A 14,183-nucleotide genomic window follows, 5' to 3' on the forward strand; every position below is an offset into this window, starting at 1 on the left:
CCCGAGGTGGGTGCGGCCCTCAGGCGGCGTGCACGATCACGGTGGGCGCCGCGAGGTTGAGGAGCACGTCGTGCACGATCGTGCCCACGGAGCCCGGGCGGTCGGACGCCCGGTGCGTGCGGCCGGTCACCACGAGGGCGGCCGACATCGACCCGTCGACGAGACCCTCCGCCGGGGAGCGGTTGAGGGTGCGCCGGCGGATGTCGAGGGAGGGATGGCCCTGCCTGGCGACCGCTTCCGCGGCGTCGCCCACGGGGTCCCACCTGGTCGGTGAGCCCTCTGGGCCGTAGTCGTCGGTGCTCGCGGGCCGGCAGTGCACGATCACGAGCTCCTGGCCGGTGCGGTCCGCCTCGCGGGCGGCGAAGCGGATGGTCTCCTCGTCCCGTGCGATACCGCCGACCCCCACCACGACCCCGTGCCGCGGCGAGCTCGCCGAGTTGGGGATGAAGGCCACGGTGCAGGCCGCGAGGGCCGCGAGCTGGATGAACCGCGAGCCGAAGACGCGCCCCTGCACGAAGCCCGTCTTGTGTGTGCCCACGGCGACCATGGCCCGGCCCGCTGACGCCTCGGCGAGCCTGTCGAGCGGATCGCCGCGGAGCAGCTCGGTGGTGACGGCGACGGAACGGTCGAGCAGCTGCGCGTGGGCGAGCTCGCCGTCGAGGAACGCGATCGCGGAACGCAGTCTCTCGAGGTCGACTGGGCCATGCGGATCCGAGGCACCGTCACCCACGTCGGAACCGTCGTCGTCCATGACGTGCGCGAGCACGACGGCCGCTCCCGTGAGAGAGGCGCGGCGCATCGCCCACGCGATGGCCGAGCGGCTGGGCGCTGACCCGTCGACGCCCACCACGATCGATCCCGTGCTGCGCTCCTCCGACACCCGGGTCGTCGCCGGAGCCTCATCCTTCGGCTGCACGAGCTGCAGCTGTCAGACGAGCCAGGGGAGGCGCTGCACGAGCGGCAGGCGCTTCCACGCGGCTCCGGCACCCCAGGTGTCGCCCGCCGAGAGCGCGGCGAGCACGATGAGCACGAGGGCGTAGATGATGTGGTAGTCCACGAGCGGGTTGGTCGACGCGGCGTTGGCCGCGAAGGGCCACTCCGCGAGGTACATGAGCACCATGATGGCGCTGCCGACCACGGCGCTGACGCGGAGCCCGATGCCGGCCATCACGGCGATGCCGATGCCGAGCATGCCGAGCTGGAACAGCACGTCGCTCGCCGGGCTGGCGATGGCGGCGAAGAAGCCCTTGAGGGGGCCGACCACGCCGTCGCTCAGCAGGAAACCCTGGCTCGGCGTGCCCCCGGCCACCCAGGCGCGCTCGGCGGGAGTGGAGAAGCCGAGACCGAAGGTCTTGTCGAGGAAGGCCCAGAGGAAGATGAAGCCCGTGGCGAGCCGGAGCACGGCGAGCACGCGCCTGCCCGCCCGGCTGGTCACCACGGCGGCCTCCCGGCGGATGGCCGGCGTGTCCGGGAATCGGGGGGCGAGGGTGGGATCGGTGCGAACAGTCATGAGGTGCCCTTCTAGTTCTGGATGACGTGCCCGGGCACGACCATGGTGGTGGTGCGCGAGTGCTGCAGCACGTTCTGGCTGACCGATCCCCAGAGCAGGCCCGCGAGGCCGGAATGGCCGCGCGTGCCGAGGATCATGAGGTCGGCCGAGTCGGTGGCCTGGATGAGCAGGTGGGCGGGGTTGCCCACGAGCACGCGGTGCTGGAGGGGGACAGAGGGGAACTCGGAGGCGACCGCGGCGACCATCTTCTCCATCAGGCCCTCGACCTCGGCCGGGTACGGGTCTTCGGAGTAGGCGTCGGGCAGCCAGCGGGCCCCGCCGAGGGTGTCGGCCCGCACGGCCGTGAGCGTGAGCGGCAGGTCGTGCATCGTGGCCATCTCGGCCCCCGCCCAGACGGCCGGGTTGAGGATGCCGGGCTCGACCGCCACGACGATCCCGTCGGTGCGGCCCGGATACATCGGGGCGGTCTGACCCGCGGGGACGACGATGGTGGGGCAGTGCGCATGGGCGGCGAGAGTGGAGGAGACGCTGCCCATCAGGCGGCCGGCGAACCCGCCGAGGCCGAGCGTGCCCACGACCACGAAGAGCGCGGTGCGCGAGAGCTCCACGAGCGTGCCGGCGGGCTGACCGCGCACGGCGGAGATCTCGACCGTCACGCCCGCGGAGACCGCCTTCGCCTCGGCGGCGCGGAGCACGGTCGTCCCGGCGTCCAGCAAGCTGACCTCGATGCGCGGATCGGTGATCAGTTCAGGGGTGACGACGGTCACGAGCTTCAACCGCGATCCGCGGAGGAGGGCTTCGTCGATGGCCCAGGCGAGGGCCGTGCCGCTCGAGGCGGATCCGTCGATGCCGACCAGGATGGTGTTCTTCATCGGCTCATCCTGAATCGCACGCCCGTGACGGTGCGGGGGCTGATCTCGAAGTAATTCCACTTGTCCGTGCCGGTCATGGTGGGCAGGTCGCTCACTCCGGAGTCGGTGATCTGGGCGTCGTCGTTCAACCGGTGCGCGTCACCGCGCACCACCACGCTGAACCGCTTGCCGGAGTCGGTGCCGTCGATCTCGAACGCGACACCCGGTCGCTTCGTGAGGCTCACGATCTTCGTGCCTGGAGCGCTGCGGAAGAACAGCGATCCGGATTCCACGAGGTAGTTGAGGGGGAAGATGTCGGCGCCGAGATCGTCGCAGACAGCCAGGCGGCCGACGCGGGTGGCGGCGAGCAGTCGCCAGCACTCCTCGGTCTCGAGTGTCTCGGTCTCGCCGAGGGACGGCGGCGGTTCGGTGGTGTCGAGGTACGGGTTGGGGGTGGCGCTCATGGCGGGATCCTCTAGTCGCGTGGACCCCCAGTGTGGGTGCGGCGCAACGGCGAACCCGGGCCCTTGGTCCCACATCTTCTCGACCGCGAGCAGGCACCCGGTCCGGTCGGGATGCCGCTAGGGCTTCTCGGTGCTGAAGATCCAGGTGGCGAAGAGGCCGTCCAGGTCGCGGCCTGTGCTCTGCTCGGCGAACTCCACGAAGTCGGCGGTGCCGACCGTGCCGCCCGCGTTGCTGCTCGCCCACGACTGCGCGAGCGCGAAGAACGCCTCGTCACCCACCTCGGTGCGGACGGCGTGCAGGGTCATCGCCCCGCGCTGGTAGACGGCGTCGTCGAAGATGCCGGTCGGGCCCGGGTCGGCCACCTCGGCCTGCCAGAACGGATCGCCGGCGGGGAGCTCCAGGAGCCGCTCGAACTCGTCGGCCGGTCCCGCGCCACCCGTGTGCTCGCTCCACAGCCATTCGGCGTAGGTGGCGAAGGACTCGTTCAGCCAGATGTCCGACCATCGCTCCACCGAGACGCTGTCGCCGTACCACTGGTGGGCGTACTCGTGCACGAGCAGTCCGAGGTCGTCCGGATCCTCCCACGCCCAGACCGGGTAGATCGGGCGGGTCTGGTTCTCGAGCGCGAACTCGAGCTCGGGCACGTCGTCGGCGATCCCGCCGGCCTCCGTGAACGGGTACGGGCCGAACACCCCGGAGAGGAACGAGACGATCTCGGGCTGCGCCTCGAACATCTCCTGGGCGACCTGCCCGTAGGTCGGTCCGCTCGCACCGGTCGACCCGCTCGCGCCCGGGATCGTGCGGTCGGACAAGGCGGGGTCGATCGCGTTCCAGTACTCGATGCCGTCGACGGTGACGGTCGTGAGCTCGAACCTGCCGACGGTCGCGGTCAGCAGATACGGAGCCATCGGAGATCCCGTGGCCCACTCCCACTCGGTGCGCCCCCCGTTGGTGGTCTGCTCCACCAGCCTGCCGTTCGAGACCATCGTCAGGCCCTCGGGCACCGACATCCGCACGTCGAAAATGGCCTTGTCCAGCGGATGGTCGTTCACGGGGAACCAGGTGGCGGCCACACGCGGCTGGCCGGCCACGAGCATGCCGCCGTCGCGGGGGTCGCGGAACACGCCTGCCGCTCCGAACTCGTCCTCGATGAGCTCGGGGGTGCCGCTGTAGTCGATCTCCATCGTGAAGTCGGCACCGTCGGCGATGCCCGTCGCGGGGGTGATGGTGAGCTCGGTGCGGCCGGGGGCTGTGAGCGGATCGCCGCTGCCCGCGATGTCCGGCTGGCCGGTGAGGGCGCTGATGGGGGTCGTCTCGAGGCTCCACTCGGCGGGCTCGCCGTCGACGGTGACCGCGTCGACGGTGAGGTCGTCGAGATCGAGGTCGAGGGCCGAGAGGTTCTGGGTGGCGGTCGCCGAGAGGGTCGCGGTGCCGTCGATCGCTCCGTCGGCGGGGTCGTAGTCGAGGTCGAGGGCGTAGTGCTCCACGTCGTAGCCGCCGTTGCCGTCGAGGGGGAAGTAGGGGTCGCCGATGCCGGGCGCGCCCGCGGTGAAGGCGCCGGCTGTCGCGGGTGGCGTGGACGGCGGGGAGCCGGTCGGGTCGGCTGCCGTGCAGCCCGCTGCGAGGACCGCGACGGCACCGGCGATGATCGCCATCCTCGTCCGCTCGCCCATGCGCCCCCCAGGTAGTCCCCGAAGCCTACCGAGGCGCTACCCGTGGATGACCTCCGGACCGTGGATGGCCTCCAGGGAGGTGCCGAGCAGGGCGGCGCTCTCGCGGTACTTCTGCAGGAGGCGTCGGCGCGTGGGGTCGTCGAGGAGATCCAGCCGGGCCGGGTCGGTGTTGTGGCGGATGTCGGCCTTCTTCACGCGCACCGCCCGGCCACCGCGCGCGAGGATCCGGTGGAGGTAGTCGACCCGGGATTCCTCCGGCAGGTGGGTGAGCGCGAGCACATCGTCGAGAACCTCCTCGCCGAACAGCTCGGCGAGCAGATCGGGTGGGCAGTCGGTGTCTTCGAGGATGTCGTGCAGGACGGCCACGATCCTGTCGTCCTCATCACTCAGCAAGGCGGCTACGGCCAGTGGGTGCTCGATGTAGGGGCGACCGATCTTGTCCGTCTGACCGCCGTGGTGCTCGCGGGCCACAGCGACGGCTCGGTCGAATGGTGTGCTCATGGAGCAGATCATCGCACACGAAGATGAGCTAAGGTCAACTCCATGGTGACTCCGAGCGGTGCGTACTGGGTGCGTGTGAGGCTGGATCGCGGGGTCGTGGAGTACCTCATCGGTTCGGAGCTCGTGGACATCGAACAGGTCGCCGACGTGACGGCGGTCATCAGGCTCGACGACGGCCGCGAGTGGCAGCTGCGTGTCATGACCTCCGACGCGCTCCTGGCCGAAGTCGACCGCTGGAGACGGTCTGCGGGGCCGCACGACCTCATGTCGTACACCGACCTGTTCGTGGTGAGCGCCAACGGCCTCGAGACGATGAGCGGGGCCATCGCGACGGCGCTCGCCGACCTGTGACGCGGCGGCGTTGAGAACGGAGTCGCAATCCGGTTCTGTCAAGCTCTGGCGGACGGGGGATTGCCGAGTAGGTTGAGCGCACCGGGGGCCAACGGGGGCAGCCGGAACAGCGATGGGTGGGTGCGCGTGTTCCAACGAATGAGGAATCGGGTTCTGGCAGGGCTGATGGCCGGGGGGCTGATCGCGGGCACGAGTCTGCTCGTCGCCTCCCCGGCGTACGCCGCTCCGGGGGATGCTTCGGCCATCGGCGCCGAGACCTCCCTGAACGTGGATGTGGCGGGGATCGTGATCGACGTCGATGCGAGCGTCGGTGAGGTCGGCGTGATGGGGGAGGGTTCGGACACGAGCGAGGAGCAGGACTACACCCTGGTCGACGCGCAGCTGGCGGACATCACGGTGGGCGCCGTGAGCACGTCGGCATCGAGCGACCCTGCCGGGTCCGAGGCGTCGTCCGTGATCTCCGGCGTCGACGCGTCGCTGCTGGGCCTCGACCTTCTCACGGTCGAAGCCGCTTCGGCCGAGGTGACCTGTCCGACGGATGGCGCCGCCACCGCCGAAGCGACCCTCGCGGGCGTGACGCTGCTCGGCGATGCGGTGGAGATCACCGCAGGGCCCCCCGCCGTCACGGCCACGGCGAGCCTCGGCGTCGTCGAGGGAGGAACGGACCTCACGGGGCTCGAGCTCACGATCTCGGTGAGCCAGGTCGAGACGGTCGACGACGAGGGCGCCATCGCGATCGCGCTCGTGGCCCTGGTGTCGATCGACGGCACGGTCGGCACGGACGAGTTCGCCGACGTGGTCGTGGCATCGATCACCCTCGCCGGCGCGGCCTGCGAGGCGCCCCTGGTGGCGCCGGTCACGGCGACCGCGATCACGCCCCAGGTCGGTCCGACCACCGGTGGGCAGACGGTCACCATCACGGGCAGCGGATTCGGGCCCTCCACCACGGTCGACTTCGGCGCGGACCCCGCGACCGACATCGTCGTGAGCGCCGACGGAACGTCGCTCACCGCCGTGACCCCGCCGGGCGCAGCGGGGCCGACCACGGTCACCGTGGCCAACCCGGGCGGCAGCTCAGCCGAGCTCGACTACACCTACGTCGCACCCGCGGCGGCCACGCTCACGCCGCCGACCGGCCCTGAGTACGGCGGCACGACCGTCACGATCACCGGCACCGGGCTCGACACGGTCACGGACGTCGACTTCGGTGGCACCGCGGCCACGATCGTCTCGGTGAGCCCCGACGGCACCCAGGTGGTCGTCACGGCCCCGCCGGGCACGGGCACGGTGGAGGTCACCCTCGACCTCGCCGGCGGCTCGTCGATCACCTCCGCGCAGGACTACACCTACGTGCCCGTCGCGGTGACCGCGATCGATCCCGACTCGGGGCCCTCCGCGGGAGGCACCACCGTGACCATCACGGGTGAAGGACTCGAGGGTGCCACCGAGGTGCTGTTCGACGGCGTGCCTGGCACGATCGTGGGCGCACCGACCGACACCGAGATCGTCGTGGTGACGCCCCCTGGCGCCGTCGGTGCGGTCGATGTCGTGATCGTGCTCCCCGGCGAGGATGTGGTGCTCGTCGACGGATACGAGTACCTGCCGGCTCCGGTGGTCGTGTCGTCCAACCCGGGCCAGGGCCCGGTCGCGGGCGGCACCGTGGTGACCGTCGACGGCACCGGCTTCGTGCAGGGAGCGACGACGGTGACCATCTGCGGTGTCACGATCCCGGTCGGTCAGGTGCAGGTCAACGAGGCCGGCACCCGGCTGCGGTTCACGACACCGCCGTGCGCGGCCGGTCTGGCGAGCATCGTGGTGAACACCGCGGGCGGGTCCAGCGACGCGCTCGGCTTCCGCTACGTCGCGGCCGCCTCGACGGGTGCGGGCGGCGGTGGCGGCGGGTCGCTCGCCAACACCGGATCCGACCCCGCTCCCTTCGTGGGCGCCGGCCTCGGGCTCCTGCTGCTCGGGCTGCTGACCGCGGTCGCGCTGCGCGTCCGACGCACCGCGTGATCTGAGGTCGGCGGGAGGGGGTGGGGGCGACCCCATCCCCTCCCGTCCGGTGCACAGGCCCGTCCGGTGCACAGGCCCGTCCGTCGCGCAGGGCAGGTCGGCGAAGATAGCGCGTCTCGAAGAGATGGTGTGTGACATGCTCAGGGGTATGCCAGCTCTCAGCGGGCGATCGCTCGCACCGGCCCAGGTGCTGGCCCGCAACAACGTCACCGTCCTGGGGCGGGATGACGCGCCTGTCGTGGTCTTCGCACACGGGTTCGGATGCGATCAGGGCATGTACCGACGCGTGGTCCCGTACTTCGTGGAGACGTTCCGGGTGGTGCTGTTCGACCACCTGGGTTTCGGCGGGTCGGACACGGAATCGTACGATCCGGTGGAGTACGGGTCGCTCGACCGCTACACCGCCGACCTGCTCGAGGTGTGCGACGCACTCGGCCTGACCGAGGTCACCCTCGTGGCGCACAGCGTCGGGGCGATGATGGCGATGGCCGCGGCTGTGCAACGGCCCGAGCTGTTCGCCCGCCTCGTGCTCCTCGCGCCGTCTCCGTCGTACCTCGACCATCCCGCTGCCGGTTACGTCGGCGGCCTGTCGGAGGAGGACGTGCAGGAGCTGCTGGGTTCTCTCGACGACAACCACCTGGCCTGGGCGACGACGATGGCGCCGGTGGTCATGGGTAACGCCGAGATCCCCGCTCTCGCGGGTGAGCTCGAGCAGAGCTTCTGCCGGGCGGATCCGCAGGTCATGCGCACGTTCGCTCGGGTGACGTTCCTGTCCGACGTGCGCGACCTCGTGCCGCAGGTGACCGTTCCGAGCCTCATCCTCCAGTGCTCGAACGACGCCCTCGCCCCTCTCGCGGTGGGCGACTACCTGCTCGAGACGTTGCCGAAGGGCCGGCTCGTGGTGCTGTCGGCGACCGGCCATGTGCCTCAGGCGAGCGCACCCGAGGAGACGGCGGAGGCGATCCTGCGCTACATCGCCGAGACGTCGTGACCGTGACGTCGTGACGCTCGACTTCGAGGCGCTCTTCAGGGCCGCGCCGGCAGGCTCCATCATCACCGGCCTCGACGGTCTCATCCTCGACGTCAACGAGGTCTTCACCACCTGGACGGGCCTGCGTCGCGAGGACGTGATCGGAACGGAGTTCCTGCGCCTCCTCTCCATGGCCGACCGCATCCTCTTCGCCACACGCTCCCTGCCCCTCCTCGACCTCACGGGGCACGTGCCCGAGACCGCCGCGACGCTGCTCGGGCAGGGACGGGTGGCGCTGCCGGCGGTGCTGGTCGCCTCGCGGGTCGAGACCGACCCCGCCGTGACGGTGTACCTCATGGGGCCCCGCCGGGAACGCTCCTTCGAGGAGGCGCAGCTGCTCTCCGCCGTGCACCGGGCGGAGGCCTCCGACACACGCCGCCAGGAGGCCGAGCACGACCTGCGGCGCAGCGCCGACCACGACACCCTCACCGGTCTCCTCAACCGCGAAGGCCTCGGCGCGGCCCTGGCCTCCACCACCTCGCCCGACGAGCGGGCCAGGATGTACTGGATCGGCCTCGACCACTTCAGGGTCATCAACGCGAGCCTCGGTCGGCCCGCCGGCGACGAGATCCTCACGACCCTCGCCCGGCGCCTCAGCCGGCGCTACGACGGCACCGACACTCTGGTGGCGCGAGCGGGCGGGGACGAGTTCATGATCGGGATCGGGATCACCGGGGCAGGCGGTGCCGGATCAGGGATCGCCGGCTCAGGGGCCGCCGGGATCGCGGAGGACGGTGACCCCGACGAGGACCACGCAGAACGCCTCATGGAGCTCATCGCCGAGCCCGTCACCGTCGAGGGCCTCGAGATCGTCGTCTCGGCGAGCATCGGCATCGCCTCGGGCCGCTCGGTGACGGTCGAGGACGCATCCGATCATCCGCCGCCGATCGAGATGCTCATGCGCAACTCGCAGGCCGGGATGTACGAGGCCAAAGCCTCGGGTCGCGGCCGGTGGAAGCACTTCACGGCGGCGACGGACGACTCCGTGATCAACGAGATCCGCCTGCTGGGCGAGATCCGCACCGGGATCGCGGCCGACCAGTTCCGCCTCGAGTATCAACCGCAGCTCGATCTCCGCACCGGCCGGCCGCACGGGTTCGAAGCCCTCATGCGGTGGGATCATCCGATGCGCGGCTCGATCGGTCCGGCGGGGTTCATCGATCTCGCCGAGAGGACCGGGCTCATCAACCAGCTCGGAACGTGGGCGTGCCGCACAGCGTTCCTGCAGACCATGGCGCTCGCCGACATCCCCGCCCTCGCACTCACCCGCATGTCGGTCAACATCTCCGCCCGTCAGCTCATGGATCCTCGATTCCCCGAGACCGTCGAGGAGCTGCTGCGCGACACCGCGTCGGATCCCGCTCGCCTCACGCTCGAGCTCACCGAGACCGGCCTCGTCGCCGACAGTGCGCACGCGGGCCGCGCCCTGCAGAGCATCGCGGATCTCGGTGTGCACCTCTCGATCGATGACTTCGGCACCGGGCACGCCGGTTTCTCCTACCTCAACGACTTCCCCGTCGACGAGATCAAGATCGACCGCTCGTACGTCGCGCGACTCGACACCTCGCCCGAGGCCGCGGCGATCGTGCTCAGCTGCATCGAGCTCGCGCACGCCCTCGACATCACCGTCGTCGCCGAGGGCGTCGAGACAGAGAGCCAGCTCTCACGACTCGAGGAGCTCGGCTGCGACATCGTGCAGGGATACCACTACGCCCGCCCCCTGCGGGCCGAAGCGCTCCGCCCGTGGGTCGCTATGCTCGGCAGATGAGCGACGCGCGACCCCAGCCCCCGCGCCGGCGCTGGCTCGTTCCCGTGGCGGTCGTCGTGGCGGTTCTCGTGTACGCCGTGGTCGTGCTGCTCTACGCCGGCGGTCTCCGATCCTCGAGCGACGTCTGCGAGACGGTCATCGCGGGTGACGACGGTGTGGTGGTGACGCTGCAGCCCGTCGCCGTGAGCGCGGCGAACCAGCGGCTGGAGTTCCAGGTGTCGCTGGAGTTGCCGGAGAGTCTGCTCTCCCGGGACGACTTCACGGCGAACCGCGACGTCAGCTTGTTGACCCTTCCGGTCGACGGTTCGAGTGTCGTGACATTCGCGGAGGGCGAGGCGCCGGCGAGCGCACCGCGGTCGTACTACGCCGAGGGCATCGTGGAGGAGTGGCCGTTCGACACCTACCGGGCGGAGCTCACCACCTTCGCCTTCATAGGGCAGGGCGACGAGCGTGTGGCGGTGCCCACCTCCGTGTGCCTGCACGACTCCGTTCCCGGCTGGCAGCTGCGCACCGCGGTGATCGAGGAGACCGACAACACCGTCAGAACGACCGTGGGCGACCGAGACCTGCCGACAGTGGCGATCACCGCCACGCGCTCGGCGAGCACCGTGGCGTTCGGGATCGTGCTGCTCGGGCTCATGGCGGTCACGCCGGTGCTCGTGCTGTTCGTGGCGATCAGCGCCTACACCGGTCGCCGCAAGGTCGAGGCCACGCTGACGAGCTGGATGGGTGCGATGCTCTTCGCCGTCATCCCGCTGCGCAACTTCCTGCCCGGCTCACCACCGGTCGGCTCCTGGATCGACTACCTCGTGGTGCTGTGGGTGGTCGTGGGCCTCATCACGGGTCTCACCATCTACGTGCTCGCCTGGAACCGCTGGGGCGCATCAGGTGCGCGTGGTGCGGAGGCGGGCGGCGAGGGCGGCCGCACCGGCGCCCGCCGTGGCTAGGCCTGTGGCGATGGCGGCTGCGGGGCCTGCATCGAGGCCCGTCGCGGCCAGGATCGGGTTGGACGGGTCGACGGGGGAGCCGGCGGCACCGGGGGCGACCGGCGGAACCGGCGCCGGGGGCACAGGCGGTGCCGGGGGCGCGGGCGGTGTCGGCGCGCGGCCGAAGATGCCGTCGAGCCAGTTGTAGACCACCTCGTTGCGTACCTGCGGGGCCATCGGCGCGCAGTGGAACTGAGCGCCCTCCGCCGAGGTGAAGTCGTGCTGGGCGAGGGAGGCGGCCGAGGTCATCCACGACCGCACGTCGACGTCCTGCCCGGTGAAGAAGTCGTCGCCCTCGTAGGTGAGCAGCAGCGAGTGCGACGTGATCGATCCGAAGAGCGCGCTGTCGCCCGTGTAGGTGCCGATCGCCGCGAGCAGCCCCACCAGATCCTGGATCACCACGCCCGTGAGGGCCTGGTCGTGGAAGGCCTTGCCGAAGATCTCGCCGCGCTTGTTGAGCAGGAAGCGCAGGGAGTCCTGGCTCGGGAAGCCGTGCTTCGGGAACGACGGATAGACGTCGTTCACCCACACGTCGTTCGGGATGCCCTGCAGCTCGGTGTAGGGGGTGAGCGGGTTGTAGAACACCGGATCGGCCACGACGGCCTTCAAGCGGTGCTCGAACGCGGCGGCGCGCATGACGAGCAGCCCGCCGAAGCTCCAGCCCGTGAGGGCGACGGCCGCAGGGTCGGTCTCGGGCTGCGTGATCACGAAGTCGACGAGCGGCGTGATCACGTCCTGCCAGTAGGGCGTGAACGAGATGTCCTGCTCGAACAGCAGCGACCCCTGGCCCGGGCCCTCGAACATGAGCGCGTTGTAGCCGCGCTCGAGTGCCGCAGCGCCGCCGAAGGCGTAGGTGTCGACCAGCTGGGCGTCGCTGCCGTTGTTGATGATGACGGTGGGCTTGGCGCCCGCACCTGCCGCGCGGGCCCAGTACGCGGGCACCGTGACGTTCCGCACCACGGGGATGCCCGCGGCATCCGGGAAGCGCACAGCCATGGGGATCTCGACCCTGGTCCACACGGGCTCGAGCAGCGCGGCGGCCTCGGCCCAGCAGCGCTGCATGGCGACGTAGAGCTCGGTCTCGCGGGTGGGGGCGTCGGTGCCCAGCACGAAGAAGAGCACTCCCGTGTAGTACCCGGCCGCTCGCAGGTACTTCGATCGGGCGCTCACGAAGCGCCCCGCCGCCTTGTCGGCGTCGGCGTCGGTGGCGAGCTTCACGGCCAGGGCCTCGAAGCTCGTGTTGTAGGGCTGGTAGACCGGCAGCATGTCGGTGCCGATCGCCGCCAGCGCGGCCTGCACCTCAGCCACGGCCGCCGCGACCTCACCCACCTCGGCGGCACCGTAGGCGGCTTCGCCGTAGTTGAACTGGGTCTGGAAGTTGAGGTCGTCCTGCTGGGGGAACGGGGTCAGCCCCGAGGTCACCGCCGGCGGTGCTGCGGGGGGCGCCGGTGCGGCGGGGGCGGATGCGCCTCTCGCGCCGGCCACTCGCGGAGCGGCCGAGGCGCTGGACTCGGCGGTCGTCGACCACAGCACGGCGCCCACGCCGCCCGTCGCCGCCAGACCGAGCAGACCGCGGCGGCTGACGCCGGACCGCGATTCCCCGTCGGAACTCCTCGTGACCGTCTTATCGCCCTTGGACATGGTTCCCCCGCCTCGTCGTGGTGGCGCGAGACCCCTGGCTCGCCGGAGACTTCACCGTCCCCCTCACGGAGGTTAGCGGAGACGACGCCGCAGCGCCGACCGGATCTCGCGCTCGAGCGATGGAGCGTCAGTGCAGGCTGAGCTTGGCGGCCACGAGGGCGATGGCGATGGCGAACGTGAGCACGCCCACGAGCAGCACCGCGAGCGGTCGCAGCCCCCGCACGAAGGCTCCGCCCGTGGCCACGGCCACGAGGTAGGCGAGGGCCGCCATGACCCCCACGAGCACCGCGGTCTCCCGATCCACCCCCGCGAGATCGAGCACCACCACGAGCGCGATCGGCACGAACGTGACCGAGACCATGGGTGCGCTCACCACGAGGTGGTGGCGCACCGCGGGCCAGCCCGCTTCGCCGGAACCGCCTGGCGCACCGATCGTGTAGGCGAACACGTGGGTGGCGTAGTAGATGAGGTTGGTGAGCACGACCACGAGGATGAGGCTGCCCATCGGCGTCTCGGTGAGACCGATCAGCGTGGTGGCGGCCACGAGGGCGCCGTAGCAGCCGGCGCTGATCCGCTCGGCGGCATCGGGGCCGAAGCGCTCCCGCCGCCTGGCCCGCGCGGAGGCCGTCGCACCGTCACCGCTCATCTCGGAACCCCATCCGCTCGTCGTCGCCGCCAAGTCTGGCACGCGGCCGCGCGATACTGGGGCCATGCTGAGTCGGGACGAGGCGGTGGAGGCTGCTGCGGGGGAGCTTGCTCTGGATGCGCACCTGCTGGGGGTGGAGGTCGGCCTGGGGCGTGGCGTGGAGACGCCTCACTTCTGGGTGTTCTACCCCGACAGCGTCGAGGCGATGGAGTCGTCGCTGTCGCGCGACTCCTGGGCCTCCCGCCTGCCGCCCATCGTGGTCGACCGCCGCACCGGGCGGGTGACGCGGCCGGTCGCCGCGGGGAGGCGCGTGACGGCTGAGGATCTCGGGCCGGGGGAGTGGTTCGTGGTGCCTCCCGGCCCAGCCCGGGCTCACGACCCTGTCGATGGACTCGGTCTCTCCGCCGAGGGGGTGGAGCTCCTGCACCGGCTCCGGCACTTCCGCCTGCGCCGGGCAGCCCGCGAATCCGGCGACACGCTCGAGGCCTCGGTGACTGCGGTGGAACCGGATGCGCTCGACCCCGGGCTGCGCGAGGCGGGGCTGCGACCGGCGACCTACGGATGGGAGACCGCGGAGGGCGGCTCCGTGCGGGTACGGCTCGACCCGCAGCGGGCCATCGCGCACCTCAGCGTCTCCGGCAACGGCCCCGGGGGCAGCCCGTGGACCATCACCGGGCACGACGTCGCGCTCGCCGCGCGCCTCGAGACGGCCCTCGCCGACGCGCCCTGGATCCGTTCCTGGGTGTAG

General features: G+C 71.0%; 14 protein-coding genes. 6 read left to right on the plus strand and 8 right to left on the minus strand.

The features are described 5' to 3' along the window. Window positions 1-19: 19 nt before the first annotated feature. From ACEXQC_RS10390 to ACEXQC_RS10415, 6 genes are all read right to left on the minus strand, one after another. A complete protein-coding gene (locus tag ACEXQC_RS10390) occupies window positions 20-916 on the minus strand; it encodes a universal stress protein (protein ID WP_374821374.1) in 897 nt (298 codons plus the stop codon). Between the two features lie 12 nt (window positions 917-928). Then, the gene (locus ACEXQC_RS10395; RefSeq protein WP_374821377.1) at window positions 929-1,510 is read right to left on the minus strand and encodes a DoxX family protein; all 582 of its coding nucleotides are present in this window, start codon (window positions 1,508-1,510) and stop codon (window positions 929-931) included. An 11-nt stretch (window positions 1,511-1,521) separates the two neighbouring features. Further along, the gene (locus ACEXQC_RS10400; RefSeq protein WP_374821380.1) at window positions 1,522-2,382 is read right to left on the minus strand and encodes a universal stress protein; all 861 of its coding nucleotides are present in this window, start codon (window positions 2,380-2,382) and stop codon (window positions 1,522-1,524) included. Then, on the minus strand, window positions 2,379-2,825 hold the full coding sequence (locus ACEXQC_RS10405) for a pyridoxamine 5'-phosphate oxidase family protein (protein WP_374821383.1): 447 nt from the start codon (window positions 2,823-2,825) through the stop codon (window positions 2,379-2,381). Before ACEXQC_RS10405 ends, ACEXQC_RS10400 begins: the two co-directional genes overlap by 4 nt. Before the next feature lie 117 nt (window positions 2,826-2,942). After that, window positions 2,943-4,481: a M1 family metallopeptidase gene (locus ACEXQC_RS10410; protein ID WP_374821386.1), complete on the minus strand. Its 1,539-nt coding sequence runs from the start codon at window positions 4,479-4,481 to the stop codon at window positions 2,943-2,945. A gap of 54 nt (window positions 4,482-4,535) precedes the next feature. After that, window positions 4,536-5,000 carry an HD domain-containing protein gene (locus ACEXQC_RS10415; RefSeq protein ID WP_374821389.1) on the minus strand — a complete coding sequence of 155 codons (465 nt, stop codon included), beginning with the start codon at window positions 4,998-5,000 and terminating at the stop codon, window positions 4,536-4,538. 42 nt (window positions 5,001-5,042) lie between these two features. On the opposite strand from ACEXQC_RS10415, the gene ACEXQC_RS10420 reads away from it, so the two are divergent. The 5 genes from ACEXQC_RS10420 (at window position 5,043) to ACEXQC_RS10440 (ending at window position 11,109) form a co-directional block, all read left to right on the plus strand. After that, entirely contained in the window at window positions 5,043-5,351 is a 309-nt protein-coding gene (locus ACEXQC_RS10420; protein ID WP_374821391.1) for a hypothetical protein, read from the plus strand. Window positions 5,352-5,516: 165 nt separating this feature from the next. Continuing rightward, on the plus strand, window positions 5,517-7,364 hold the full coding sequence (locus ACEXQC_RS10425) for an IPT/TIG domain-containing protein (protein ID WP_374821394.1): 1,848 nt from the start codon (window positions 5,517-5,519) through the stop codon (window positions 7,362-7,364). A gap of 148 nt (window positions 7,365-7,512) precedes the next feature. Then, window positions 7,513-8,355, plus strand: a complete 843-nt coding sequence (locus ACEXQC_RS10430; protein ID WP_374821396.1) for an alpha/beta fold hydrolase — start codon at window positions 7,513-7,515, stop codon at window positions 8,353-8,355. 10 nt (window positions 8,356-8,365) lie between these two features. Beyond that, entirely contained in the window at window positions 8,366-10,162 is a 1,797-nt protein-coding gene (locus tag ACEXQC_RS10435; protein WP_374821399.1) for a putative bifunctional diguanylate cyclase/phosphodiesterase, read from the plus strand. Further along, window positions 10,159-11,109: a DUF8686 domain-containing protein gene (locus ACEXQC_RS10440; protein WP_374821402.1), complete on the plus strand. Its 951-nt coding sequence runs from the start codon at window positions 10,159-10,161 to the stop codon at window positions 11,107-11,109. The genes ACEXQC_RS10435 and ACEXQC_RS10440 overlap by 4 nt, the downstream gene beginning before the upstream one ends. Here ACEXQC_RS10440 and ACEXQC_RS10445 read toward each other — a convergent pair. After that, window positions 11,047-12,789: an alpha/beta hydrolase family protein gene (locus ACEXQC_RS10445; RefSeq protein WP_374821404.1), complete on the minus strand. Its 1,743-nt coding sequence runs from the start codon at window positions 12,787-12,789 to the stop codon at window positions 11,047-11,049. The genes ACEXQC_RS10440 and ACEXQC_RS10445 overlap by 63 nt on opposite strands. A gap of 127 nt (window positions 12,790-12,916) precedes the next feature. Continuing rightward, window positions 12,917-13,435 carry a hypothetical protein gene (locus tag ACEXQC_RS10450; protein ID WP_374821407.1) on the minus strand — a complete coding sequence of 173 codons (519 nt, stop codon included), beginning with the start codon at window positions 13,433-13,435 and terminating at the stop codon, window positions 12,917-12,919. Between the two features lie 64 nt (window positions 13,436-13,499). On the opposite strand from ACEXQC_RS10450, the gene ACEXQC_RS10455 reads away from it, so the two are divergent. Continuing rightward, window positions 13,500-14,183 (plus strand): hypothetical protein, encoded by a 684-nt coding sequence (locus ACEXQC_RS10455; RefSeq protein ID WP_374821410.1) that lies wholly within the window; start codon window positions 13,500-13,502, stop codon window positions 14,181-14,183.

Origin of the sequence: Herbiconiux liukaitaii (assembly GCF_041927495.1) — a bacterium.
In the GTDB taxonomy this organism is placed as follows: Bacteria; Actinomycetota; Actinomycetes; order Actinomycetales; family Microbacteriaceae; genus Herbiconiux; species Herbiconiux liukaitaii.

Excerpts from the sequence above, each read along its gene's own strand:
- ACEXQC_RS10395 (WP_374821377.1), bottom strand. The coding sequence starts at position 1,510 with ATGACTGTTCGCACCGATCCCACCCTCGCCCCCCGATTCCCGGACACG.
- ACEXQC_RS10400 (WP_374821380.1), bottom strand. The coding sequence starts at position 2,382 with ATGAAGAACACCATCCTGGTCGGCATCGACGGATCCGCCTCGAGCGGC.
- ACEXQC_RS10405 (WP_374821383.1), bottom strand. The coding sequence starts at position 2,825 with ATGAGCGCCACCCCCAACCCGTACCTCGACACCACCGAACCGCCGCCG.
- ACEXQC_RS10410 (WP_374821386.1), bottom strand. The coding sequence starts at position 4,481 with ATGGCGATCATCGCCGGTGCCGTCGCGGTCCTCGCAGCGGGCTGCACG.
- ACEXQC_RS10415 (WP_374821389.1), bottom strand. The coding sequence starts at position 5,000 with ATGAGCACACCATTCGACCGAGCCGTCGCTGTGGCCCGCGAGCACCAC.
- ACEXQC_RS10420 (WP_374821391.1), top strand. The coding sequence starts at position 5,043 with ATGGTGACTCCGAGCGGTGCGTACTGGGTGCGTGTGAGGCTGGATCGC.
- ACEXQC_RS10425 (WP_374821394.1), top strand. The coding sequence starts at position 5,517 with ATGGCCGGGGGGCTGATCGCGGGCACGAGTCTGCTCGTCGCCTCCCCG.
- ACEXQC_RS10430 (WP_374821396.1), top strand. The coding sequence starts at position 7,513 with ATGCCAGCTCTCAGCGGGCGATCGCTCGCACCGGCCCAGGTGCTGGCC.
- ACEXQC_RS10440 (WP_374821402.1), top strand. The coding sequence starts at position 10,159 with ATGAGCGACGCGCGACCCCAGCCCCCGCGCCGGCGCTGGCTCGTTCCC.
- ACEXQC_RS10445 (WP_374821404.1), bottom strand. The coding sequence starts at position 12,789 with ATGTCCAAGGGCGATAAGACGGTCACGAGGAGTTCCGACGGGGAATCG.
- ACEXQC_RS10450 (WP_374821407.1), bottom strand. The coding sequence starts at position 13,435 with ATGAGCGGTGACGGTGCGACGGCCTCCGCGCGGGCCAGGCGGCGGGAG.
- ACEXQC_RS10455 (WP_374821410.1), top strand. The coding sequence starts at position 13,500 with ATGCTGAGTCGGGACGAGGCGGTGGAGGCTGCTGCGGGGGAGCTTGCT.